Here is a 23,016-nt window from a genome sequence, read left to right as displayed (position 1 = left end):
TGTTTGCGTTCCGGGCCCCAAGACCTGGCCGCCCCCCCATATCTTACCCCTGTGCTCCTATACAACGGCCAGCTTCACCCCGACGACCACTTTGCGCTGCCGCTCCCAAACCGGGGGCTGTATTTCAACGATGGTTTTTTTGAAACAATGGTCTGGGCCAACGGCACGCTGCGCTACTTGCCGCAGCACTGGCAGCGGCTGCAGGCGGCGGCGGCGGCGCTGGGCTTTATCCTGCCGCCCCCGCTGGCCTCCGCCCCGGCCCTGGCCGCTACCATCGGCCACTTCGTGCAGCAGCATGCCCAGTACGCCCCCACGGCGGCGGCCCGGGTGCGGCTGCAGCTGTGGCGCGGCGGCGGCGGCCTGTACGCGCCCACTACCTCGCAGCCCGACTGGCTGGTCACTCTGCAACCCTTCGCTGAGCACAGCGCACCAATCAGCCGGGCCGCGTTTGCCCACTCGGTGCGGGTAACTGCCTCGCCGGTTTCCTTCTGCAAAGGGCCCAACGCCCTGACCTACGTGCTGGCCGCCCGGGAACGAGAACAGCGCCACCTGCCCGAGGTGCTGCTGCTCTCGGGGACGGGCCACGTAGCCGAGGCCGTAGCCGCGGCCGTAGCCTGGATTCGGAATAATACCATTTACTGCCCGGCTCTCAGCACGGGCTGCGTACTGGGCACGCGGCTGGGCCACCTGCGGCAGGTGGCCCGGCAGTTGCGTGTTGACTGGCAGGAAGGGTTGTTTACGCCCGATGAGCTGCTGGCGGCCGAGGCGGTGTTCACGGCCAACGTGGCTGGCATCCGGGCGGTGCAGCAGGTAGAAGGGGTTGCCTTTCAGTCTGAGCAACACCCCCTTCTGGTTAGGCTGCGCGGGGCCGAAGCAGCCGCCGGGTAATTAGCCCCCCGGCGCGGACACTGGGTTACTGATCGAGGCGGCAGCGCATTTGCAGCCAGCTTTCCTCAAATTCGGTCAGGTCCGCTTCCGTAACGTTGTTCTGCTGCAGCACTTCGGCCCGGTCGCGGTGACCGGCATCCAGGGAGTACAGGGCAATCCAGGTGCGTTGCCGACGGCTTAGGGCGGGGACAGGGATACAGGTAGCAGAATAGGATAGCACTCCGGGAGACATATGCTGCTATACGCATGGTTCGTGAAATTGGATTTTTCAACCACGTTATACTTTTCTCCCCATCAGCTGGCCGCCCCCTCTATACGCTCAGTAGTTGCGCATTGCGGTGCGGCTACGCAAGCGCAACCAGCTGTCGATAAATTCGGCCAGATCGGCCTCCGTAACGGCGTTTTGCGCCAATATCTCGGCCCGATCAGTGCAGCCGGTGCTTAAGGAATACAGGGCTACCCAGGCGCGTTGCTGCCGGGTGAGCAAAGAGAGGCGGCTAAACACTGGAAGTGGAGTAAAAGTTTCCTTCATACAGTACCATTACGCAGTTAAAATAGCAAACGGATCTAGCTCGTCAGCACTTTTTTTATAAATTTTCTTGACATATGGCACAATGCATATACTACAAGATAGGTAACGGCCTGCCATTCTATTTTTTAGGTTTCGCTTACCGCTTTCGCCAGCAGAGCGCGCGGGCACTTGTCCGGAGGGTGCGCGTTCGGGCGGCCTGTTCACGGTTTTTTTCGGGCGGGCCAGCAAAGGCCCCAGCGGTTAACTGCACCAGTTGAGTAGGGCCTTCCAGCCCTGCCAAGCCACTACCCCCACCAGGGCAGCCAGCGGTAACGCCACCACTACCGACAGCACATACTGCATATCGTGGGCGGCAGCCTGCTTGCCTTGCTCATACAGCTCTCACACGCCCCCGGAACGAGGCCGAGCGTGCACCCAGCCCCGCAGCAGCAAATAGGGCGACACTACGAATAAAAACAGGTTTTTCAGCAGCCTGCACACCCAGCGCAGCAGACCACCGAAAACGGATTCCGTGACGGCCTCCCCAATAATATCGTCGATATCCAGCACGGCTTCTTCCGAAGTTACACGGCCACGGGCGCCTTAATGGCGGGCCAGGGGTCGTAGTTTTCCAGCTGGAAATCTTCGAACCGAAAGCCGAAGATGTCCTGCACGGCCGGGTTGAGGCGCAGCTGGGGCAGCAGGCGCGGCTCGCGGGTGAGCTGCAGGCGGGCCTGCTCCAGGTGGTTGCTGTAGAGATGGGTGTCGCCGCCGGTCCAGATGAACTCGCCGGGCTCCAGGCCCACTACCTGGGCCAGCATGAGGGTGAGCAGGGCGTAGGAAGCAATGTTGAAGGGCACGCCCAGGAACACGTCGGCCGAGCGCTGGTAGAGCTGGCAGCTCAGGCGCCCATCGGCCACGTAGAACTGCACCAGGGCGTGGCAGGGCTGCAGCTTCATCTGGGGCAGGTCGGCTACGTTCCAGGCCGACAGCACGATGCGGCGCGAGTCGGGCGTTTCGCGCAGCTGGCGCACAATGTCCGAAATCTGGTCGTAGGTCCGGCCGTCGGGGCCGGTCCAGGCCCGCCACTGCTTGCCGTACACGGGGCCCAGCTCGCCGTTCTCGTCGGCCCACTCGTCCCAGATGCTGACGCCGTGCTCCTTGAGGTAGGCAATGTTGGTGTCGCCGCGCAGAAACCAGAGCAGCTCGTAGATGATGCTTTTCAGGTGCACCTTCTTGGTGGTCACCAGCGGAAAGCCTTCCTGGAGGTTGAAGCGCATCTGGTAGCCAAACACGGAGAGCGTACCGGTGCCGGTGCGGTCGGTTTTGCGGGTGCCGTGCGTGAGAACGTGCTGCAGGAGGGTGTGGTACTGGTGCATGGGGTAGGGAAGCTACTATGTACGCTTGCCTCAGCAAACCAGCAAAAGCAAGCAATGGTCAAAATAACGAAAAAGCCGCCCAAATTAGGCGGCTTTCTACATCTGACTGCCAGTAAGCTACTTAAACAACCGGCGTTTCCTGAAGCTTGGTTTCATGGCGCTGAACAGCGGCCCGAATGCGAGACGCTAAGCCGTAGAGGTCGTCCAGAGAACTGATATCCACCCGCTCCCCTCCTTCTGTATCGAAAAGCGTCACGTATTTCTTACTACCGTTGAAATGCAGGCGGCAGATCGGCTTTCGGTTGTTATCGTCAAGTAGAATACCGCAGTAAGATTGCACGTCGCGCATAACCACCCGATTTACGGGCACTGTTTTACGCAGAATAGCCCGCACAATCATAAAGCCTTCTGTTTCTTCTACGGTTGTTTCAATACCCTTTTCAGGAGCCTCTGCTGCTACTGACGTTGCTGGCGCTTCCTGAACTTGTACGGCGGTAACTTCTGGTACAAGTATGCTTTGGCTGCTGGTATCGAGCATGGCGGAACGAAGCCGCATAGTAATCTTGTCGTTCAGAAACTGGTGAAAAGAACGATGCACCAGCACACTGAACTGCTCTTTCAGCTTGGGCGTCAGCACGCCATCGTATATCTGTTTCGATACGAAATTGATAAAATCGGGGGTAGGCTGACTGAATTGCTCTTCAAAATACTTTTTGAAGGCCCGCATATACTTCAGGTTATAAGCGGCAAATAGCATGTCATCAATATTGAAAGCCGATTTGCTAAGTTTCTTGATTTCAGCTACGTCGTTTTCATGAAAGTTGAACAAGTCAAATTCCATAAAGGGCCGCTCATCCATTTTGTTAGGCTGCTCTAAATCCGTGAACAGCCGGTACGTAACACCATTGGTGAGTACGGCAATGCGGGCCTCCGTTACGTGGAAATACCGGAACAGCTGGCTGGCGTGATTAATATTCAGGTCGCCACCTACATGCTTGCACTCAAATAGAATGATTGGCTTACCATCTCGCAGGATGGCGTAGTCTATCTTCTCTCCTTTTTTGGTGCCAATATCACAGATATATTCTGGCACTACTTCAGTAGGGTCAAACACGTTGTAGCCAAGTGCATTGATGAATGGCATCACTAGTGCATTCTTCGTGGCTTCTTCGGTTTGAATGTGTGTAATCTGCTTCTGCGCCCGCGACGCTAGATTGGTGAGTTGGTCAATAAGCTCCATAAATGAGTAGGATTAATTCATTGTTCTTAAATGTAGTAGCTCCACCCGCAATAACAAAGGCCGCCACGTAAGGCGGCCTTTGTTATTGCGGGTGGAGCTACTCCTAAGAAAGTGTGCTGGTTAAGGCATCACCTCGTAGGCAAAGGCCATAAACTATTCAAGGTGCCGTAGCGGACATCATCTTCTTCAGCAACTCCTCTAACGCCTGGGTTCCATCCGGGCCGTAGAGGAAGCCGTGGCCGCCCGCCGGCCGGGAGGCAAAGTGCCATTTGGGCGCCTGCGCGCGGTGCTGCTCATAAATGGCGGCTACTTCTTTGTAGGGAAAAACGTCATCATCTTCGGCATTCACCGAGTATAGGGGCGCGCCGCTAGCCAGCGTCTGAAAACGCAATGGCCCCAGCTTGCTCACAGGCATGGCCGACAAGGCGTAGAAGCCGGCAAAATCCTGGGGCTGCTGGCACGCATACCAAAAAGCCGCCGTGCCGCCGTTCGACATGCCGCCCAGGTACACGCGCCGGGCATCTACGCGGTACCGTGCCTGCACCTCGGCTATCATCCGGCGCACAGTGGCCAAGGCCGCCTCGTGCTCCACCCATCCGAACGACTTACGCCCGAACGGGTACAGCACAATAGCCCGCTGCTGCTCAGCAACCTGAAAAACAGGCTCTTGCGCCACTTCCGGATTAGAGGTCTGGAATTGCGTGGTGCTCACGATGCCGCCGTGCAGATACACCAGCAGAGGCGCGGCTTGGGTGGGGCTATAGCTCCGCGGCACGTACACCAGGTACGGAACCCGCACGGTGTCAGCCGGCACGGTGTAGCGGGCAAAACCGGGGGTGGCGGCCCCGTACTGCTTCCGACGGGTGGGCGTGGGTAGAGCATTTTTTTGCGTAGTGCTAAGCCACTGCTCGGTGGCCTGCCGGGCCGCGGCCTCTCGCCGGGTGGCCTGGGCTTGCATTCTTTCCAGAAAATACGCCCACTGCGGGGTAGATTGCAGGCTACGCAAGCCGGCTTCCTGGGCGATATTGCGCACATCCTGGGTGGTGACGGGGAGGTTGTGAAACCGCGGGATGCGGAGCAGCCACCGCAGGGCCTGGGTGCGTTGGTCTGGGCAGTTGGCGGCGGCTATTGCCCCCGCAAATACATCAAATGGGCCGGCTTTGGTGCTGTCGGCAAAGGCGGCCTGGAAGTCTTTTACGGCACCGCAGTAGTCGTGCTGGCCCAGTTTGGTGGAAGCCTGTTGCAGCTGCTGGTCGTAGGTTGAGGGTTGAGCCTGCGCGGCTCTGCCCCCCAACCCCGCTCCTACGCTCAACAGCATAAGAACTCGGTGCCCGAATTTCATAAGCAGTAAAGATTTTGGTGGGTACTGGATTAAAGATAACAATAGTACCATGCAATACAAGATACTATCATAAAACAACTACTCCTTGCTCTACCTATCAGCCCTTGGAAGCGGGTCGCCGGCTTTGCGCCGGGCGCCAACGCCGCGGCTGCTTTCTCCCCAACCAGAACTTGCTGTTTAACACGCCGTAGCGGCAGGGTAGCAACAAAAAAAAGCCGCTCAGTGGAGCGGCTTCTTATCGGTTGCACTACGCCTTACAACGACTTGACCGGGGTAGCCGCCGGGGCGGGTGTAACGGCGGCGGTTTTCGCGCCTTTCTTCATGCAGCAGGCAGGTGTACCGGCGGCACCCTTAGCGCAGGTGGCCTTCATAGCGGGCGTGCAGGCTTCTTTCTTGCCTTTTTTGGCTTTGCCCTCGTTGTGGCCCTCGTGGGCGGCGGCGGAACCAACAAAGGCAAACAGGGCCAGGGCGAGCAGGGCGTTTTTCATGAGTAAGAAGATGAGCTTGGTGGAAACAAAAGCAGGAAAATGGCAGTTGGCGGAAGGATATATCCCCCGACCGCGCACCAACCGATTCCAAGGTAGTGAAAGCAGCGCGAAGCTCCCGCTTCGCGCATCCTTGAATGACTCTTGTTTGAACGGCGCGCGACCGGTCGTTCCATGATCCGCGAAGCCCGTAGCTTCGTGCTACCGTTTATGCCGCTTCGCAAACTCGCCCATCTTACTCTCGTAGCCCTCGGGCTGCTCACGGCCCTGGCCGTGTTTTTCGTGGCTCAGCTGCGCTTCAACTACAATTTCAACGACTTCTACCCCGCCGGTGACCCGGACCTGGACTACTACACCCAGTACTCCGCCCGTTTCGGCAACGACAACGACTACGTGCTGCTGGGCCTGGAAGCCCCGGCGGGCCAGACGGTATTCGAGCCGCGCTTCCTGACCCAGGTTGATTCGCTGACGCGCTTTATTCAGGGGCGGCGGCACGTTACGCAGGTGTCCTCGCCCACCAACGCCGTGAACCCGGTGGTAGAGGGGCTGGGCGTGTTCAACGTGCCCTACCTCCACCCCCAGGACCCAACCCGCCGGGCTTCAGACTCGACGCTGGTGTACCGCACGCCGGGGCTGGTGGGCAACCTGATTTCCCGGGATGCGCGGGCAGTTACCATCCTATTCCAAACCTCGCCCAACCTCAGCAAGCCCCCCGGCGACTCCCTGCTGGCGGCCGTACGCGGGGAGTTGCAGCGGCAGGGTTTCGCGGAAAACGAGTACCACCTGGCCGGCAAAATGGTGGCCCAGTCGGTGTTCGTGGACCGGCTGCAGGTAGAGCTGATGGTGTTTATGACCCTGTCGGTGGTGCTGGTGACGGGGTTATTGTGGCTGACCTTCCGGACCTGGTGGGGGGTAGTGCTGCCGCTGGTGGTGGTGCTGGGCGCCATTGTGTGGGGCCTGGGGGTGATGTCGGCCTTCGGGGTGAGCATTGATTTGATGACGGCTCTGCTGCCGGTGATGCTGTTCGTGGTGGGCATGTCCGATACCATCCACATCATCACGCGCTACGTTACGGAGCTGGGCTACGGGGCCAGCAAGAAGGATTCTCTGCTGATTGCGCTCAAGGAATCGGGGTTTGGCTCCGGCCTTTCGGCCCTGACGACCAGCATCGGCTTTTTCACCTTGATGACCAGCACCATTCGGCCGATTTACAACTTCGGGCTGTTTACGGGCATTGCCGTGCTGCTCACGTTTGCGCTGAGCTTCACGCTGCTGCCGGCTATGCTGGTGCTCCTGCGCAAGCCCCAGCTGCGGGTGCCCCGCGAAACCGGCCGCAGCTGGGACGGCGTGCTGGGCCGCCTGTTCCGGGTGGTGCTGGCGCGGCGGCACTGGGTAGTGGCCATCAGCGCCCTGGTGCTGGGGCTGTCGGTGGCCTCGGCCTCGCGCATTCGCATCAACTCGGCCCTGCTCGACGATCTTTCCCAGAACGACCCGGTAAAGCTGGACTTCAGGTTTTTCGAGCGGCAGTTTGCGGGCGTGCGCCCCTTTGAGCTCGATTTGAAGCCTGCCCCCGGCCGCAGTATTTATGACCTAGAAGTGCTGCGCCAGACGGAGAAGATTGAGGGCTACCTGCAAAAAACCTACGGCCTGAACTTCGTGGCCTCGCCGGTTACCCTCATTAAATCGGTGCGCAAGGCCCTGAATGGCGGCTTGCTGGAAGAATACCGCCTGCCCGATTCTGAGGCCGAGCTGGAGCGCCTGACGCGCAAGGTGAAGCTGTTTCGGAAGAAGCCGGAGTTCCGGGCCCTGGCCCTGCCCGATGGTACGGAAGGCCGCCTCACCGGCCGCATGCCCGACGTGGGCAGCATCAAAGCCGATGCCCTAAATGCCGCTCTGCGCCGCTACCTCCGCGCCTCCGTGGACAGTACCGTGCTGCAAACCCGCCTCACCGGCTCGGCCAACCTCATCGACAAAAACAACGAAAACCTCACCCTGAACATGATTACGGGCATGAGCATCGATATTGTGATGGTCACGCTCATTGTGCTGCTCTTGTTCCGGAGCCTGCGCATGACCCTGGTGGTGCTGGTACCCAACCTGGTGCCCATCCTGATTGTGGCGGGCGTAATGGGCGCGGCCGGCGTGAGCATGAAGGTGAGTACCAGCATCATCTTCACCATTGCCTTTGGCATTGCCGTCGATGATACCATTCACTTTATCAGCAAGCTCAAGCTGGTGTTGCTGGATGAGCCCAGCCTGTTCCGGGCCGTGCGCAAAACTTACCTCATGGCCGGCAAGGCGGTAATTGTCACGTCGCTGATTCTGGTGGGCGGCTTCTCCACCCTGATTTTCTCCTCCTTCGACGGCACGTTCTACGTGGGTCTGCTCATCGGCCTCACGCTCCTGTTCGGGGTAGTGGCCGAGCTGACCCTGCTGCCCATCCTCATTTTGTGGTTTTACCGCCACCGGCCCAAGGAAATCCGGCAGCCGGTGCCCCTGCTGGAGGCGTAGTAGCTATATAAAAACGGCCTCTTTGCTTTCGCAGCAGGGAGGCCGTTGGTTTTGAAGTTCAAGGCAGATTACAGCTTAACCAGGGTCAGGCCCAGTGGGGCTAGTAGCGGACCAGCATCATACATATTGATATAGATGAGCATGGGCTTGGCGCTGCCCTTCCACGTCACTTCGTACACATCCAGCACGCCCCAGCCCATGAAGCCGTTCGGGCTTTCAAATTCGCAGCAGTGTCCACGGCGGCGGTAGCTGATTTGCTCTCCGTTCGGGCCACGCAGCGCATTCAAATAACGCTGCTCATTTAGTACTTTCTCTGACTCATCCTTTGATATCCCAGCGACGCACACCGGCTTTTTCTGGGTTACTCCATAGTCCCGGTCAGTACTAATGGTTACTACGTCTGCGGGCCGCTCTCTTTGCTGGGCGGCATCATAGTAGCTTTGTGGCGCGTTGTTCGACCCATCAATTCTGGGATTAGCATCCGTACCAAATGGAGCTTTAGCGGTCTTACAAGCCGGGGTAACCAACACAGCGGATAGACTTACTAGATAAATTATACGTTTCATAGGCTCGATTTACGCATAATTTTCTTTCCCTCCACTCCTGCTCTCGTTTCACTTTGATTGGTTCCTTCCTCACACGCCGCTTCAATTTCCTGGTTCTATCAGCCAGCTTGACGCTGGGCTCTGCCCTCGCCCAAACGCCTACCCCCGCCCCCGCGGCCAACGACCCGCTGCCCCGCCTGATTCAGGAGCGCCAGCAGATGGTGCAGCAGTACGAGGATGCCAATGCCCAGCGCAACAGCCTTTTCGGCAACAAGCCCAGCAAGAAGGACCTGCAGGAAGTAGTAGATGCTCTGAAGGGCATTATCCGCAAAGACACCGAGATTGTACGGGCTGTGCAAGCCGCTACCCTCCGCAAAACCGCCGCGGTAGTAGCCGAAAATCAGCAGGCCAAGCAGCAAATCACCGTCGCCCAGACCGACCAAAGCAGCACCCGCCAGCGCTTCTACGACCTGGAAAACCAGATCAGCAACCTGCAGCTGCGCGACAAGCAGCGGGAGAAGAAGCTGCAGGAGCTGCAGGCCACCGCCGATGAGGCTTCCCAGGCCCGCACCAGCCGGGAGCTGCTGGCGGCCGGTCTGGCCGTGCTCTGCGCCGGCCTGCTCTGGTACATCATGCGGCTGCGCGGCCGCCTGGCTACCCCCGCCCGTCGGCGCAAGTAGGCCGAGGGTTTGGGCTGCTGCCGGGGGTAGGGAAGCTACCGCAAAAGGCCTCGCCGTTGCAGCCGCGAGGCCTTGCCCGTAGAGAACTAGTCACTCACTACCCCGCGCTCTACGGGACCGTGGCGTTGTTTTCAGCAAACCATTTTTCAGGGGCAAGTAGGGCCTGCTTCGCTGACCTGTAAAGGAACAACACCCCCTTGTTGTAACTTTGTTTTAGCAGCCACTTCCCACTGCGCTAAGGCAAGCCATTATGCCTTCCGCTGACGTTTCAGACGTTTTAGCTAGTGCCGACTAAAGCCAGCGCAAGCAGGAAGGGCGTGTTTTTCGTAGTTGATTGTGACCTTGATTCCTACCCGATGCTCCTGCTGGCCGCCCAGTACCTGACCTATGCCGAAGCCGTAACGCTGTATCAGCAGCTACAGGCGGTTGGGGTTGATGCCCTGGTGAAAAGCTGCGGTCCGCCCACGTTTCCGTTTGGGGAAGGCATGTATTACCAGCTGCTGATTGAGGAGACTGACACCACTTCGGCGCAGGCTGTACTGGAAGCCTTTGAGCAACAGCGTACTACCCCAACAATACTGCACTGTCCCCGGTGCGGCGCCCCGGAGCCCGCGCCCGTTTCGCGGCCGGCGTGGTGGAAACGGCTGTTTTACGCCGGCACTACCCTGCATAAATGCCCGGGCTGCGGTAAGGAATTTCCCCGCTGAACTCCTACTTTGCCGGGGTATCCGGCCTGCCTTGGGGCGGGCGTAATCCTTGCCTAACATTGACCTCCTGGACCGAAGAACAGGCCCGCGCCCTCATCACCGACTCCGGCACGCTCAAGCGCGGGCTGGAGCTGGCGGCGCCCGCCAAGTGGAGCAACCTGGGCCGCACCGATACCGCCGCCTGGGGCGAGTGCAAGGGCAGCGGCAGCAAGCCCTACCAAACCGGCCTCGACCTGACGGAGCCCGCCTTCAAGTGCTCCTGCCCCAGCCGGGTGTTCCCGTGCAAGCACGGTGCCGGACTGCTCCTGCTGCTGGCCCGCCAGCCCCAGCTGCTGAATGGTACTACCCCACCCGATTGGCTGCAGGAGTGGCTGGACAAACGCCAGCAGACAGCCGGCAAGAAAGCCGCCAAAGAAGTGGAAGCTGCAGCCTTCACTGCTGATGGGACGGACGCTGCTCCGGCCACTACCCCCACTGACAACGAGCTGGCCCGGCAGAAGCGTGAGGCTCAGCGCCTGAGCCGCATGCAGCGCGGCGCCGGGGAGCTGGCCGTCTGGCTCCTGGACCTGGTGCGGGCCGGACTGGCCGCTACCGATAATCAACCCCTGAGCTTCTGGGAAAACCAGGCCGCCCGGCTGGTCGATAATCAGCTCCCTGGCCTGGCCAGCGTGGTGCGGGAGCTGCCCACTCTACGCCACCAGGGCGCCGACTGGCCCGAACGGATGCTCTCCCGCCTGGGCGAGCTGTACCTGCTGGCCCAGGCTTTCCAGCGCCTGCCCGAGCTGCCGGAAGCCGCCCGCCAGGAACTGCTGCAACTGGTGGGGGTGAATCTGAAAAAAGAAGATATTCTGGCCACGGAGCCGGCGGTGGCCGATGAATGGCGGGTGCTGTCGGTGGCCGTCACGGAGGAAGACCGCCTGACCGTGCGCCGCTGCTGGCTGCAGGGTCAGCAAACCGGCCGCTACGCGCTGGTGGTGGAGTTTTCCTTCGGGGGACAGGCCTTTGCTACTGCCTTAGTGCCCGACGGCCACTACACCGGCACCCTCACCTTTTACCCCGGTCTGCTTTCCCTGCGTGCCGTACCGGGCACCCTCACGTTTGCCGGCCTCACTTCCGCCGACGCCTCTCCGCCCTACCCCACTACCCTGCCCGAACTGCTGGATGCCTACGCCACTGCTGTGGCCCGCCAGCCCTGGCTGCGCGAGTGGCCCGTGCTTCTGACCGGCGGCAGCCCGGCTTTCACTCCGGATGGCCGCTGGGTTCTACGGTTCACGCCTGAACTAGCCCCGGCCTCCGCTTCGGCTGAGCCCAACACCACGGCTATGCAGCAGGTGCCTCTGCTTTGCGACGACCTGTTTGGGTGGGAGCTGCAGGCCGTTGGTGGGGGCGTGCCACTCACTATATTCGGAGAGTGGACCGGCCGGGGACTGCGCCCCCTGGTAGGCTGGGGCGCGGCGGTTGAAACTTCATCTGCTCTCTGATGCCTGACTCCCAAGCTTCTACCCCCGACCTGGCGGCCAACCCCCTCCGCCCCGGCGCCGACTGGCAGCAGCTGGTGCGCGTGGCCCTGCTGGGCACCCGCCAAAGCCCCGACGCCCTGCCAACGGTTCCCGACCTGACTTCTAACCCGGAAACCGACGAGGCACCCCGCGAGAAGCACCTACTGCAAGCGGCCGGGGCGCTGTCGTTGATCCGCAAGGCCGGCTACTTACCTGCTCCTGGCACCGGGCCGACCGTACCCCCCGCGCCTGCCGAAACGCAAGCTACACTCGGCCCCAATGGAGCCCAGGCCCTGAACGTGCTGCTGGAAGGCCAGTATACTGACCTGCTACCCGATTTCCTGACGAACCTGGCCGAGCACCAGCGGCGGGTGCCGCATCCGCAGTTGGTGTATTTGCTGGAACACGCCCGCACCCGCCCGGCCCTGCACCCTGCCACGGCGGCCGTGCTGGGCCAGCGCGGGGAGTGGCTGGCAGCCCAAAACCCCGACTGGACGCCCATCCTGGCGGCCTCCACTCACCCACAGTCCGAGGTGGTGTGGGAAACCGGCACCCTGCCTCAGCGCGTCGGCTACCTGATTTCCCTGCGCCGGCAACGGCCCGAGCAGGCCCGCGAGCTGCTGGCCGCCACCCTACCTCAGGAACCCGCCAAAACCCAGGCAGCCCTGCTGGCCACTCTGCGCGAAAATGCCTCAGCCGCGGATGTGGAGCTACTAAGCCAATACCTAGGCTCCAAAAGCAAGGAGGTGCGCCAAACCGTGCTGCCCCAGCTGGCCTGCCTCCCCGGTAACCCGCTGCCCGAGCGCCTGTGGCAGCGTGCCGAGCCTTTGGTGCAGCTAAAAAAAGGCCTGCTGAGCAAGAAACTGCTGGTGGAGCTGCCCGCCGCCGACTGGGACAAAACCTGGCTGCTAGACGGCATTGAGCAGCGCGACGCCCGCTTTCAGGGGGAAAAAGCCGCCCTACTAGGCCAGCTGCTCGCCCTGATTCCGCCCCAACGCTGGGCCACGCACTGGGACCTCTCCGCCCCTAAAATTCTGGAGCTGGCGGCCGGCACCGAGTGGGCCACGCTGCTGCTCACCGCTTGGGCCGAGGCGACCCTGCTGCACCAGGATATTGAGTGGGCCACTTCCCTGCTGCACTGGCGGCAGCCGCGTAAAAACCCGGTTCCGCTGCCACTGGAAGGGATAGCCCGCCTGCTCACGCCTCAGCAGATGGCCGAACTGGTGCTGCCGCAGCTCAGCGCTACCTCCTACTTCGGTCCCGATGCCCACTGGCTACCCCTGCTCATGCTAGTGCCAGGCCCTTGGCCCGAGCGCCTCACTGGCCGCGTCGTGGAACTACTGCGCGAGGCCCTGAGCCATCCGGAGCGGCTCTACCGCATTCAGTACGCCACCAGTCAGCTGCTGGAGCACATGGCCCGCGTGGTGCCCGCCGCCCAGTACGACCTCTGCGCCCAGCCCCTGCAGCCCCTGCTCCAGGATGTGCCTTACCTGCACAACAGCCTGGCCCGCCTGCTCAACACCCTGCACTTCCGCCAGCAGCTTGATGCCGCACTGAACGAGCCGCCCGGCCCAGGCTAGCTCACTGATAAATGAATGAGTACTGCAGGCTAGAGTTAGCAACTAGCTCCCCTCCTCAGATGATTCCGCGCATCAAGCGGCGAGGGGTCGGGGGTGGTTGAAACCCCAGAACGATGTAAATGCCCGTCATGCTGAGCGAAGTCGAAGCATCTCTCCCTCTGGCTAACTCAATCGTGAGGACGAAGCGGTTGAGATGCTTCGCGAGGCTCCGCATGACGGTCAGAGTAAATTTCTAGTTCTAATATCGTTCCTACCTCATCAACCACCCCCAACCCCTCCTCATCTGAGGAGGGGAGCTAAAAACTAGCTTTAGTCCGCAACTTGAATCACTACTAGGCCGGTTGAAAGCCGTCTAACGTCATCTTCCCTACCCCACTTTTGCTTCCAAACCCTTCGCATATATGGCTTTAAATCCTTCCTCCGATATCCTGCGGCCCCACGCCGAGGTGCAATACGCCGAAGAACTCGCCGCCCTCAAAGCCCTCGACGACCGGCCCAAGCCTGTCAACTGGCAGCTCTCGCCCTGGGCCGTGGTAACCTACCTGCTGGGCGGCACCCTGGATAATGGCTTCGTGATTGAGCCCAAGTACATCGGGCAGCGGCGATTGATGGAAATTGCCGTGGCTACCCTGGCCACCGACCGCGCCCTGCTGCTGCTGGGCGTACCGGGCACGGCCAAGAGCTGGGTTTCGGAGCACCTGACGGCGGCCATCAGCGGGCACTCCAACCTGCTGATTCAGGGTACGGCGGGCACCTCCGAAGATGCTATCCGCTACTCCTGGAACTACGCCCGCCTCATTGCCGAAGGTCCTTCGCCGGCTGCCCTGGTGCCCTCGCCCCTGCTCAAAGGCATGCAGGAGGGCAGCATGGTGCGCCTGGAAGAACTCACCCGCATCCCCTCCGACGTGCAGGACACGCTCATTACCGTCCTCTCCGAAAAGGTGCTGCCCGTGCCGGAGTTGGCCACTGAGGTGCAGGCTGCCCGCGGCTTCAACGTAATAGCTACCGCCAACGACCGGGACAAGGGCGTGAACGAGCTGAGCAGTGCCCTGCGCCGCCGCTTCAACACCGTGGTGCTCCCCCTGCCCACATCCATTGCCGAGGAAGTGCAGATTGTGCACTCGCGGGTGGAGAAAACCGGCCGGGCCCTGCAACTGCCCGAAACCACGGCGGCCCTAGAGCAAATCAGCCGCCTCGTGACCATCTTCCGGGAGCTGCGTTCGGGCGTGACGGAAAACGGCAAAACCAAGCTCAAGAGCCCCAGCGGTACCCTCAGCACCGGCGAGGCCATTTCTGTGCTCAACAGTGGCCTGGCCCTGGCCGCCTACTTCGGCGACGGCACCCTGCAAGCCGCCGACCTCGCCGCTGGCCTCACCGGCGCCGTCATCAAAGACCCCGTGCAGGACCGCGTAGTATGGCTGGAGTACCTAGAAACCGTCGTAAAAGAGCGCGACGGATGGAAGGACTTATACCGCGCCTGCCGGGAGGTGGTGGAGTAGATTTGCTATTATTTTTTCAATCTATATGTTCCGCAATGCCACAATTAGAAGAGCTTTCAGTCATTAAAATTGATACACTAATAGCAATTATTGCAGCGGCGGCGGCTGTTATTGCACTCCTTATTTCACTAAGAAGCAACTATCTAGCAAAGAAATCCTTTCAACTATCCAAAATTGAATTAGATAGCAAAAAGTCTAATTTCAAACTATATTTAATAAATGCTTTAAGGTTCAAAAGCAAAGAAAACCAAGAAAGCAGAATACTAATGTTTAATATCAGCATAAGCAATTTATCAGAATCAAAAAACTCCTTTAAAGCTTTATTGAAAATAGAATATATCCGAGATGACGATTCATTTGCCAAAACATTGATAGAACATGACCACAATCTTCATTCACTGATACCAAACAACAATTTTTCTTTTTTTCTTAATGATATAAATGTTTCTGAAAAAGAAACCGAATCCAAATGGCTTTTATTTAAAGAACCAAAACACTTTCTGAATTACAGAATAGAAAGATACTTACTTGAGGTAAGTGACATTAATGGAGAGCAAAAACAATTAGAATCAACTTTAATAAAGACCTTTCAACTAAATGATTAATCTAGACAGAATTCAACGAATAAACTGGCCTGTATATGAGGTAGTTTCAGACGGTGCCATTGCACATCCAGATATAGCTGAAGGGAGGGTTATTCCAGCAGTTGTTATTGACACAAAAGGGAACCAAGATGTACAGGAGCTTATATCAACTCATGATGATTCTCCTCCCGGAGATGCAACATATACATGGTCTACAAAACCATTTAACAAGAGTATCATATTTTTAACCATAAAATTCGATAAGCCATTACAGATACAATTCTCCATTACATTCAACATTCCCAAGCAGAGCATTATCATTGACGGAATTATAAAATCAAGAGGCTTTTACTTATTATCAGGTAATTCTCGCAGCAAAGTATCAGACTTAAGCATAAAGAGAATCGTGTGCGAGGTACCCAATACAGGTTTTGATCAAATATGGGAAAATATTTATATTAAATCAATAATTAAAAAATATCAAAAAAATGGCCTATCAAAAAAGTCTGCAATAGAGGCAACGAACAAACATTTAAAAAGTTCACGTCAGTTATGGAGCATAAGAAACAATAGTCATACCTGATATACATTTCTACCTCATCTTTTGCTAATGCTCTGAAAAAAGCTAAGGTTTCTATTTAATACTATGACCTTTCCCGAACTACTCACCCGCCTCGACACCCTGCTTCAACAGCACCGGCCGGAGTACTACGCTACCTTAGGCCCACCAACTACAGGGGCGGAGCTGGCCGCGTTTGAGGCGGAGTTTGACCTAGTGTTGCCGACGGAACTGCGGCAGTGGTTTAGCTGGCACAACGGGCAGGAAGGCTACGACAGCTTCTTCCAGAACAACTGTCTCCAGTCGCTGGACAGCGCGGCCGAAAGCATGCGCATCAACAACGAGCTGCTGGCTGATGGCGACTTTGTGACGAACTGGTGGCACCCAGCCTGGGTGCCCTTCCTGGAAAACGGCGGAGGCGACCATGTCTGCGTGGATTTGCACGGCACCTTCACCGGCCAGGCCGGGCAGATACTGGAGCACTGGCACGACTGGGAAGCCCGCACCGTGCTGTATCCAAACCTGACCGCCTGGCTGGCCGCCGTAGTACAGGCCTACGAGCAAGCCAGCGCCGAGTCAGCGTTGCTGACCAATGAGCAGCTAGAGGAGCTGGAACCAGAGCATCCGGAGGGGTTTCCGCAGGAGTTTGAGGCGGGGTAGGCCGCTCCCGTGGGCAACGACGCGCCAAGCGCGGCCTACCCTCATTCCACTTGCCTGACTGAAAACCGGTAGCCCGGCCAACTCTTTCCCTACCTCATGAGTTCATCTGACTCCATCCGCCGCATAGAAACCTGGCTCTCAGCCCACGCCCCCCGGATTCTGACCGAGTCGCTGAACCCGGGTGCAACTGAAAGTGAATTGAGTGGCCTAGAGGCTGCCGTTGGCAAGCCCCTTCCTGAGGACTACAAGGCCCTGTACCGCTGGCGGAACGGGCTGGATGAAGACGCAGATAACTTCGGCAGCCTGTTCTACAGCCTGAGCTTTATCCCCCTGGCGGGGGTAGCAACTGCGTTTCAGAGTCGCGCTCAAGACCCAGAACTATGTCCGCCGGTGTATGCGCAGGCCTCGGTAAAAGCCGATAACGTGTTGAATCCTTACTGGCTTCAACTAGGCTTCGACGGCTCCCATACCTGGCTGTGCGTGGACCTTGACCCTACCCCGGCAGGCCGCTACGGGCAGATTATTTTTGTGGATGAGGAAAACGAATCCGTTTTTCAGGTGGCTGAATCTGTTGAGGCCCTGCTCGCCCAATTTGCTGAAGATCTAGAGCAAGGGCGCTACATTCTAGACCCCGACGCCCTGGCAGACGGCAACGAGTTTCTGGCTGCGGCGGAAAGCATTGACGTGGTAAACTGGCACCACGCGCCGCGGTGGCAAGGTGTGCTACCAGCCTCGGCTTATAACTAACCTATCTATGCTAACGCATCCATTCTGGGGAACGGTGGAGGAAAGCTGGGCCGGCATGGCACCGCAAAAGAAGTTTATACTGCCTGGCTTTGAACAACCCATAGAGGTATTCTTAGGCGAGGAGCTGTTTGAGGAAGACGAGGAATACGACCTTTCCCCGGCGCAGCTCGACGAGTACGCAGCTACGTTTCAGGCCTTCGTAGCGGATGCGCCGCGCCTGCTCCCCGACCTGCAGCAGCAGACCTTTGCGCGCTACCAGGAGCTGTATGCTTCGCACTACGAGGACCCAGCCCAGTCGGGGGCTCCGGCGCTGCATCTGCGCACGCCCGAAGAGCATTTTGCTTATTTGCAGGACGTGGCCTACCTCCGCATCACGGAAGGGCAAACGCTCCGCTTGTCCATTCGCTACGGCCTTGATACGGAACACGGGCTGGAAATCAAGTTTGAAGCAAACGAGCTGACCGAAATGGGCGGCATTGCCGAAACCTGAGTCTTCTCTACTGTCCTCCTACCCCCTTATGCCTTCCGAACTTCGCCTCTTCGGCATCCGCCACCACGGTCCCGGCAGCACTGCTTCCCTGCTCAAAGCTCTGGACGACTACCAGCCTGACATAGTACTGCTGGAGTGCCCCGCCGACGGGGAAAAGGCCCTGGCGCTGGCTTCTAACCCGGAGCTGAAGCCGCCGGTAGCCCTACTCATCTACAACCCCAAGCAGCACGCCCAGGCCACGTTTCTGCCTTTCGCCTATTTCTCGCCGGAGTGGCAGGCAGCGCAGTGGTGCCAGCAGCACGGCGCCCACCTGCGCTGCTTTGATCTGCCGATGACGCTACGCTTCGCCCTCCCGGATGCCGTAGAGCACGAGCCGCTGCCCCCTGCTGAAGTAGCCGCTGAAACAACTCTTTTTCCTACCCCAGATGCCGCGCCAACGGAAGCGGAAGCTCCTGCTACAAACCCTGAAGCAACCGAAACTCCGGCCCCCGAAGAAGCTCCCCTGCACCTCGACCCTATTGCCCACCTCGCCCGCCTCGATGGCTACACCGACGGGGAGCGGTGGTGGGAAGCCCGTATCGAGCACAGCGCCGGCCACGCCGATACGTTTGAGGTAGTACTGCAGATGATGACGGCCCTGCGCGAGGAGTTGGCCCAACCCGAATCGGAGGAAACATTGCTGCGGGAAGCCTATATGCGCGAAACCCTGCGCGCTACCCTCAAGCAGGGCTACCAGCGGGTGGCGGTGGTGTGCGGGGCCTGGCACGCGCCGGTGCTACGGGCCGAAGAGCTGCCTACCTACGCCAAAGACGACAAAGCCCGCCTCAAAGGCCTGAAGAAAGCGCCCACCGAAGCTACCTGGGTACCCTGGACCTACGAGCGCCTGGCCCGGCAGTCGGGCTACGGGGCGGGGGTGTTGTCGCCGGCCTGGTACGAGCTGTTGTTTCAGGAGCCCCACGAGCGGGTGGTCACGCACTGGATGGTGCGGGCCGCCCACTTGCTACGGGCCCAGCAGATTGATGCTTCCTCGGCCCACGCCATTGAGGGCGTGCGCCTGGCCGAAGCCCTGGCTGCCGTGCGCGGACTGGCCCTACCCGGCATTGAGGAGCTGGAAGAAGCTGCCGTGAGCATTTTTGGAGGGGGCTACGCTGAGGCCTTAGACCTAGTACATCAGCAGCTGGTAATTGGCGAAGCCCTGGGCGAAGTACCCGCGGAGCTGCCTGCCTCGCCCCTGCAGCAGGACCTGGCTCTGCAGCAAAAAGCCCTCCGCCTCAAGCCAGAAGCCACCTACAAAACGCTGACCCTCGATCTGCGCAAAGACCTTGACCTGAGCCGCAGCCACCTGCTCCACCGCCTGCAGCTGCTGAAAATCCGGTGGGGCGAGCCGCAGCGGGTACAGGGCAAAAGCGGCACGTTCCATGAGGTATGGGAGCTGCAGTGGCGCCCCGAAATGGTGCTGAGCGTGCTGGAAGCCGGCCGTTGGGGTAACACCATCCTGAGCGCCGCCAGCGGTGCAGCCCACCACCGCGCCCACCAAGCCACCGACCTGGGCCAGATCAGTCAGTTACTGGAAGAGGCCCTGCACGCTGACCTAGCGCCCGCCCTGCCCGGCCTGGTCGCCCGCCTGGAAACCCTGAGCGCCGGCACCCGCGACGTGGCCCACCTGCTCACGGCCCTGCCCCCACTGGTAAACGTACTGCGCTACGGCAACGTGCGCCGCACCGAAAGCGCCCAGGTAGGCCAGGTAGTCCACCACCTGGTGCCGCGCCTGTGCATCTCCCTGCCCCTAGCCTGCACCGGCCTCGACCGGAATGCCGCCAGTCAGTTGCTGGAACGCATAGAGGCAGCCCACCAAGCCATCCGGCTCCTACCCGAAGAGGATCAGCAAGCCCATTGGTACGCCGCCCTGCACCTCATTGCGCGCCAGCCGGCCAGCAGTGGCCTACTGGCCGGTGTGGCTACCCGCCTGCTTTTCGACATCCAGCAACTCGGCCCCGAAGACACAGCGACCCTGTTAGGCCTGGCCCTGGCCCCGGCCCAATCTACCGACTATGCCACTGCTTGGGTTGAAGGCTTTCTGCGGGGTAGCGGGCTGCTGCTCATCCATAACCGCGCCCTCTTCGACCTGCTCGATGGGTGGCTGTCGGGGCTGGAGGAAACCGTTTTCCAGGAAATTGTGCCCTTGCTGCGGCGCTCCTTCGCCGATTTCAGCCAGCCAGAGCGCCAGCAGGTGCTGGCGCTGGCCAACGGCGGCCCCACCGCTACGGCGGCCCCGGAAGCGGAGTTTGACCTGGAGCGTGGGCTACGGGTGCTACCCGTGCTACGGGAGTTGCTGGGGGTGTAACCTCACCCCCCAGCCCCCCTCTCCTCAGGGAGAGGGGAGCCTGATGTTACAACGGCTACTGCCTTAGCCTAACGAAATCGACCAAATAAGAATCGTTAGGCTCCCCCTCTCCCTGAGGAGAGGGGGCGGGGGGTGAGGTTCCTACAACACCAGCTTTTCGGCCCGAAATACATCATCGGCAGCTTGCAGCAGCTTGGCACGCAGTTTAGAGTTGTAGTTCGGGTGGGCAGCCAGGAAGTCGCGGACGGTACGGGCGGCGGTGGGCGTTTGGTAGGAACCCAGTGTCGCCTGCAGCCAGGAGGCCGGAAAGAAAATGTCGCCGGTTTGCTGAATTTCTTCGAGTAAAGCCAGACTTTGGGGCAGGTACTTCTCGGAGGTTGCGGCTCGCAGCGGGTGGTGCAGGTAGGCCAGCGCCGAGGTGACCCAAGCTTCCTTTTCCCGGTTTTTCTCCTCACTGAGCGAGGCAAAGAAGGCGTCGCGGGTCTGCACGTCGGGCGAGAGGGCCGGCATCAGGAACTCCATGCGTTTTTTGCGGTCGGGATTCTGGATGCGGGTGAGTTGATGTGGCAGAATGGGAGTAGCAGCGGGGTAATCGCGCACGGCCAGGGCGAGGGCCAGGGCGGTGTAGTCGTCTTCAGTGAGCTTAAGGCCCGCGGGGGCCTGCTGCTGGTCCCAGATCTGGTAGAGGCGCGTTTGCGCGTCCTTGGTCAGGGCCACCGACTGATAGGCTTTGAACAGCAGCTTCTTGGAGTTGGCGGCCGGATTTTGCTGCATGGCTTGCCACAGTTCTTTCTCCAAAGTCGGGGCCAAAGCCAGGCGCTCCGCGGGCTTTAGCAATTTCCAATATATATCAGTCAGCTGGCCCGTTAGCAGCTTGATGTTCAATTCCTCCTTCTCCTGGGGCAGCGTCCGGCGGTACACCTCCAGCAACTGGCGCGGCGAGAGGCTGCGGCCCACAAGCATATTCTCGTAGAGGTTTACGTAGGCGGCAGCCCGCGCCACGGGGTTCTGCAACTTGCCCAGGTTGCTAGTGAGCTGTTTGTCAATTGGAAAAACCCCGTAGCCCAGGCCACTAGAGTTGAACAACATAAAAGCAGGGGCGGCTTTGCCTTCCGCCGGGGGTAGCACCACCTGGCGCTGGTTCATGTTCACGGCCACCTCCTTGGTGCGGCCATCGGGGTACACCAGCAGCACCTCAAACAACTGCGGCCACAGCCGGTCCGATTTGTCCTCGGCTTGCTGGGTGATGACCACCTCGGTGCTACCGTCCTTGGTTTGCAGCTGATAGTCGAAGATGGGGCGGCCGGGCTGGTTTACCCACACCTGGTTCCAAGCCTGTAGGTCGGCGGGGGTGCGCTCGTCGAGGATCTGGATGAGGTCGGGCCAGGTGGCGTTGCCGAAGCTGTACTTCCGCAGGTACTCCTGCAGGCCCTGCCGGAAAGGCTCCTCACCCATCAGCCGCTCCAGTTGGCGCATCATAATGGGCGCCTTGTGGTAGATGATGTTGCCGTAGAGCGAGCCGGCATCTTTCAGGTTTTCCAGGTCCTGGCGGATGGGGTTGGCCCCGGTGGTGCGGTCCACGCCGTAGGCGGCGGGGTAGTGGTCGATGACGAATTTGAGGTCGTAGTTGGAATTGGCTACAGCTACCTGGGTGATTTTATCGGCCATGAAGTTGGCAAACACCTCCTTCATCCACACGTCGTTAAACCACTGCATGGTCACTAAATCCCCGAACCACATGTGCGCGGTTTCGTGGGCAATGAGGTTGGAACGGGCTATTTTCTGGTCTTGGGTGGTGCCTTCGTCCAGAAACAAGGTGCTGGCTTTGTAGTCGATGGCGCCCACGTGCTCCATGCCCCCGTACTGGAAGTCGGGCAGGGCCACGAAATCGAACTTGCGGAACGGATACGGAATAACGGTGTACTGCTCCAGAAACTGCAGCGCGTCGGCATGAATCTGAAAGATGGGGTCCAGGCTTAGCCGCACCTTGTCCTGGTCGGTTTCCCGGTGCAGAAACTGCATCTCCCTACCCCCCATCGTGCGCGCAACCCGCTCAAACTTACCCGCCGCAAACGAGAACAGGTAGGTACTGATGGTGTCGGAAGGTGCAAAGCGCAGGGTTTTGCTCGTGGCCGTGGCGGTAGAGCCCAGCAGGGGGCCGTTGGCCAGGGCCTGCCACTCGGGCGACATCGTGAGCGTGAGCTGAAAGGACGCTTTCAGATTAGGCTGGTCGAAGACCGGAAACACGGTGCGGGCGCGGTCGGGCACCAGCAGGGTATACAGGAAGTCCTCGTTGCGGTTGAGGCTCTGGTTGCCGGCCGTAAACTCAATCTTCACCTCATTGGGGCCGGTTTGCAGGCTAGCGGAGGGTAGCACCAGGTGCTCCTGCCGGAAGTCAATTGCCGTGGGTTTACCATTCACCGTCAGGCTTTTTAGGTGGTCGGGTTGCTCCTTGAAATCGAGCTGCACGGGCTGGCTGGCCTCCGTGAGGTGAAAGCGGACAGTTTCGGTGGCGGCAACGGGCTGCTCCTTGCGCGACGGCACGAACAGATGCAGGTCGTAGCCCAGGCGGGAAAGGCGGCGGGCGCGGTCATGGGCCAGCTCCTGACTGACGCCGGGCACCACGGCTACCGCAGTTGCGGCGGGGGTAGCAGAATTGGAAACCACGAGTTTTTTAGAGCAGGCTACCAGGCCCAGGGCCAACAGAAACATGCTGCGGCGCGCGCCAGTACTATATTGAAGCTTCATTCAGAGAGAAATTCCATC

The 23,016-nt window shown here is 59.6% G+C and carries 22 protein-coding genes; 13 read left to right on the top strand and 9 right to left on the bottom strand.

Annotation, left to right across the window (positions count from 1 at the left end; all coding sequences use genetic code 11):
• The first annotated feature begins 51 nt into the window (after nucleotides 1-51).
• Nucleotides 52-888, top strand: coding sequence for an aminotransferase class IV (locus tag GGU46_RS12435; protein WP_183403854.1), 837 nt, complete (start codon nucleotides 52-54; stop codon nucleotides 886-888).
• Nucleotides 889-913: 25 nt separating this feature from the next.
• On the opposite strand, the gene GGU46_RS12430 is transcribed toward GGU46_RS12435, so the two are convergent.
• The 7 genes from GGU46_RS12430 to GGU46_RS12400 all read right to left on the bottom strand — a co-directional run bounded on the left by GGU46_RS12430 (nucleotide 914) and on the right by GGU46_RS12400 (nucleotide 5,848).
• Complete coding sequence (locus tag GGU46_RS12430; RefSeq protein WP_215906342.1) at nucleotides 914-1,108, bottom strand: hypothetical protein; 195 nt, start codon at nucleotides 1,106-1,108, stop codon at nucleotides 914-916.
• 99 nt (nucleotides 1,109-1,207) lie between these two features.
• Complete coding sequence (locus GGU46_RS12425) at nucleotides 1,208-1,393, bottom strand: hypothetical protein (RefSeq protein ID WP_184094010.1); 186 nt, start codon at nucleotides 1,391-1,393, stop codon at nucleotides 1,208-1,210.
• Between the two features lie 408 nt (nucleotides 1,394-1,801).
• Nucleotides 1,802-1,969 (bottom strand): hypothetical protein, encoded by a 168-nt coding sequence (locus GGU46_RS12420; RefSeq protein ID WP_183403851.1) that lies wholly within the window; start codon nucleotides 1,967-1,969, stop codon nucleotides 1,802-1,804.
• A gap of 14 nt (nucleotides 1,970-1,983) precedes the next feature.
• Nucleotides 1,984-2,778, bottom strand: a complete 795-nt coding sequence (locus GGU46_RS12415) for a thymidylate synthase (RefSeq protein WP_183403850.1) — start codon at nucleotides 2,776-2,778, stop codon at nucleotides 1,984-1,986.
• A gap of 121 nt (nucleotides 2,779-2,899) precedes the next feature.
• Nucleotides 2,900-4,018, bottom strand: coding sequence for a type I restriction endonuclease (locus GGU46_RS12410; RefSeq protein ID WP_183403849.1), 1,119 nt, complete (start codon nucleotides 4,016-4,018; stop codon nucleotides 2,900-2,902).
• A 157-nt stretch (nucleotides 4,019-4,175) separates the two neighbouring features.
• Nucleotides 4,176-5,360 carry a carboxylesterase family protein gene (locus GGU46_RS12405; protein WP_183403848.1) on the bottom strand — a complete coding sequence of 395 codons (1,185 nt, stop codon included), beginning with the start codon at nucleotides 5,358-5,360 and terminating at the stop codon, nucleotides 4,176-4,178.
• A 254-nt stretch (nucleotides 5,361-5,614) separates the two neighbouring features.
• On the bottom strand, nucleotides 5,615-5,848 hold the full coding sequence (locus GGU46_RS12400) for a hypothetical protein (RefSeq protein WP_183403847.1): 234 nt from the start codon (nucleotides 5,846-5,848) through the stop codon (nucleotides 5,615-5,617).
• A 207-nt stretch (nucleotides 5,849-6,055) separates the two neighbouring features.
• Here GGU46_RS12400 and GGU46_RS12395 point away from each other — a divergent pair, with 207 nt between their 5' ends.
• Nucleotides 6,056-8,356 carry an efflux RND transporter permease subunit gene (locus GGU46_RS12395; protein WP_183403846.1) on the top strand — a complete coding sequence of 767 codons (2,301 nt, stop codon included), beginning with the start codon at nucleotides 6,056-6,058 and terminating at the stop codon, nucleotides 8,354-8,356.
• Between the two features lie 68 nt (nucleotides 8,357-8,424).
• On the opposite strand, the gene GGU46_RS12390 is transcribed toward GGU46_RS12395, so the two are convergent.
• Nucleotides 8,425-8,922, bottom strand: coding sequence for a 2-dehydro-3-deoxyphosphooctonate aldolase (locus GGU46_RS12390; protein WP_183403845.1), 498 nt, complete (start codon nucleotides 8,920-8,922; stop codon nucleotides 8,425-8,427).
• A gap of 107 nt (nucleotides 8,923-9,029) precedes the next feature.
• Here GGU46_RS12390 and GGU46_RS12385 point away from each other — a divergent pair, with 107 nt between their 5' ends.
• The 11 genes from GGU46_RS12385 (at nucleotide 9,030) to GGU46_RS12335 (ending at nucleotide 20,250) form a co-directional block, all read left to right on the top strand.
• Nucleotides 9,030-9,581, top strand: coding sequence for a hypothetical protein (locus tag GGU46_RS12385; RefSeq protein WP_183403844.1), 552 nt, complete (start codon nucleotides 9,030-9,032; stop codon nucleotides 9,579-9,581).
• Between the two features lie 317 nt (nucleotides 9,582-9,898).
• Nucleotides 9,899-10,288 carry a hypothetical protein gene (locus GGU46_RS12380; protein ID WP_215906341.1) on the top strand — a complete coding sequence of 130 codons (390 nt, stop codon included), beginning with the start codon at nucleotides 9,899-9,901 and terminating at the stop codon, nucleotides 10,286-10,288.
• A 59-nt stretch (nucleotides 10,289-10,347) separates the two neighbouring features.
• Nucleotides 10,348-11,769, top strand: a complete 1,422-nt coding sequence (locus GGU46_RS12375) for an SWIM zinc finger family protein (RefSeq protein WP_183403842.1) — start codon at nucleotides 10,348-10,350, stop codon at nucleotides 11,767-11,769.
• Complete coding sequence (locus GGU46_RS12370; RefSeq protein WP_183403841.1) at nucleotides 11,769-13,367, top strand: DUF5691 domain-containing protein; 1,599 nt, start codon at nucleotides 11,769-11,771, stop codon at nucleotides 13,365-13,367. The genes GGU46_RS12375 and GGU46_RS12370 overlap by 1 nt, the downstream gene beginning before the upstream one ends.
• Nucleotides 13,368-13,768: 401 nt before the next feature.
• Nucleotides 13,769-14,866, top strand: a complete 1,098-nt coding sequence (locus GGU46_RS12365; RefSeq protein WP_183403840.1) for an ATP-binding protein — start codon at nucleotides 13,769-13,771, stop codon at nucleotides 14,864-14,866.
• Nucleotides 14,824-15,471 (top strand): hypothetical protein, encoded by a 648-nt coding sequence (locus GGU46_RS12360; RefSeq protein ID WP_183403839.1) that lies wholly within the window; start codon nucleotides 14,824-14,826, stop codon nucleotides 15,469-15,471. The genes GGU46_RS12365 and GGU46_RS12360 overlap by 43 nt, the downstream gene beginning before the upstream one ends.
• Nucleotides 15,464-16,033, top strand: a complete 570-nt coding sequence (locus GGU46_RS12355; RefSeq protein ID WP_183403838.1) for a hypothetical protein — start codon at nucleotides 15,464-15,466, stop codon at nucleotides 16,031-16,033. The genes GGU46_RS12360 and GGU46_RS12355 overlap by 8 nt, the downstream gene beginning before the upstream one ends.
• Before the next feature lie 63 nt (nucleotides 16,034-16,096).
• Nucleotides 16,097-16,669: an SMI1/KNR4 family protein gene (locus tag GGU46_RS12350; protein ID WP_183403837.1), complete on the top strand. Its 573-nt coding sequence runs from the start codon at nucleotides 16,097-16,099 to the stop codon at nucleotides 16,667-16,669.
• A gap of 96 nt (nucleotides 16,670-16,765) precedes the next feature.
• Nucleotides 16,766-17,416, top strand: coding sequence for an SMI1/KNR4 family protein (locus tag GGU46_RS12345; protein WP_183403836.1), 651 nt, complete (start codon nucleotides 16,766-16,768; stop codon nucleotides 17,414-17,416).
• 7 nt (nucleotides 17,417-17,423) lie between these two features.
• Nucleotides 17,424-17,906, top strand: coding sequence for a DUF6985 domain-containing protein (locus tag GGU46_RS12340; protein ID WP_215906340.1), 483 nt, complete (start codon nucleotides 17,424-17,426; stop codon nucleotides 17,904-17,906).
• A 28-nt stretch (nucleotides 17,907-17,934) separates the two neighbouring features.
• Nucleotides 17,935-20,250, top strand: coding sequence for a DUF5682 family protein (locus GGU46_RS12335; protein ID WP_183403835.1), 2,316 nt, complete (start codon nucleotides 17,935-17,937; stop codon nucleotides 20,248-20,250).
• A 141-nt stretch (nucleotides 20,251-20,391) separates the two neighbouring features.
• Here GGU46_RS12335 and GGU46_RS12330 read toward each other — a convergent pair whose 3' ends face one another.
• A complete protein-coding gene (locus GGU46_RS12330) occupies nucleotides 20,392-22,998 on the bottom strand; it encodes a M1 family metallopeptidase (protein ID WP_246398991.1) in 2,607 nt (868 codons plus the stop codon).
• Between the last annotated feature and the right edge of the window lie 18 nt (nucleotides 22,999-23,016).

This window comes from Hymenobacter latericoloratus (assembly GCF_014199535.1).
Taxonomy (GTDB): domain Bacteria; phylum Bacteroidota; class Bacteroidia; order Cytophagales; family Hymenobacteraceae; genus Hymenobacter; species Hymenobacter latericoloratus.
Note: the sequence above shows the minus strand (reverse complement) of the source record. Positions and strands in the feature narration are given on the sequence as shown.

What these genes read in the sequence shown, in the direction of transcription:
- GGU46_RS12350 (WP_183403837.1), top strand. Translation starts at nt 16,097, where the DNA reads ATGACCTTTCCCGAACTACTCACCCGCCTCGACACCCTGCTTCAACAG.
- GGU46_RS12335 (WP_183403835.1), top strand. Translation starts at nt 17,935, where the DNA reads ATGCCTTCCGAACTTCGCCTCTTCGGCATCCGCCACCACGGTCCCGGC.
- GGU46_RS12340 (WP_215906340.1), top strand. Translation starts at nt 17,424, where the DNA reads ATGCTAACGCATCCATTCTGGGGAACGGTGGAGGAAAGCTGGGCCGGC.
- GGU46_RS12365 (WP_183403840.1), top strand. Translation starts at nt 13,769, where the DNA reads ATGGCTTTAAATCCTTCCTCCGATATCCTGCGGCCCCACGCCGAGGTG.
- GGU46_RS12355 (WP_183403838.1), top strand. Translation starts at nt 15,464, where the DNA reads ATGATTAATCTAGACAGAATTCAACGAATAAACTGGCCTGTATATGAG.
- GGU46_RS12395 (WP_183403846.1), top strand. Translation starts at nt 6,056, where the DNA reads ATGCCGCTTCGCAAACTCGCCCATCTTACTCTCGTAGCCCTCGGGCTG.
- GGU46_RS12360 (WP_183403839.1), top strand. Translation starts at nt 14,824, where the DNA reads ATGGAAGGACTTATACCGCGCCTGCCGGGAGGTGGTGGAGTAGATTTG.
- GGU46_RS12345 (WP_183403836.1), top strand. Translation starts at nt 16,766, where the DNA reads ATGAGTTCATCTGACTCCATCCGCCGCATAGAAACCTGGCTCTCAGCC.
- GGU46_RS12330 (WP_246398991.1), bottom strand. Translation starts at nt 22,998, where the DNA reads ATGAAGCTTCAATATAGTACTGGCGCGCGCCGCAGCATGTTTCTGTTG.
- GGU46_RS12410 (WP_183403849.1), bottom strand. Translation starts at nt 4,018, where the DNA reads ATGGAGCTTATTGACCAACTCACCAATCTAGCGTCGCGGGCGCAGAAG.
- GGU46_RS12370 (WP_183403841.1), top strand. Translation starts at nt 11,769, where the DNA reads ATGCCTGACTCCCAAGCTTCTACCCCCGACCTGGCGGCCAACCCCCTC.
- GGU46_RS12390 (WP_183403845.1), bottom strand. Translation starts at nt 8,922, where the DNA reads ATGAAACGTATAATTTATCTAGTAAGTCTATCCGCTGTGTTGGTTACC.
- GGU46_RS12415 (WP_183403850.1), bottom strand. Translation starts at nt 2,778, where the DNA reads ATGCACCAGTACCACACCCTCCTGCAGCACGTTCTCACGCACGGCACC.
- GGU46_RS12400 (WP_183403847.1), bottom strand. Translation starts at nt 5,848, where the DNA reads ATGAAAAACGCCCTGCTCGCCCTGGCCCTGTTTGCCTTTGTTGGTTCC.
- GGU46_RS12405 (WP_183403848.1), bottom strand. Translation starts at nt 5,360, where the DNA reads ATGAAATTCGGGCACCGAGTTCTTATGCTGTTGAGCGTAGGAGCGGGG.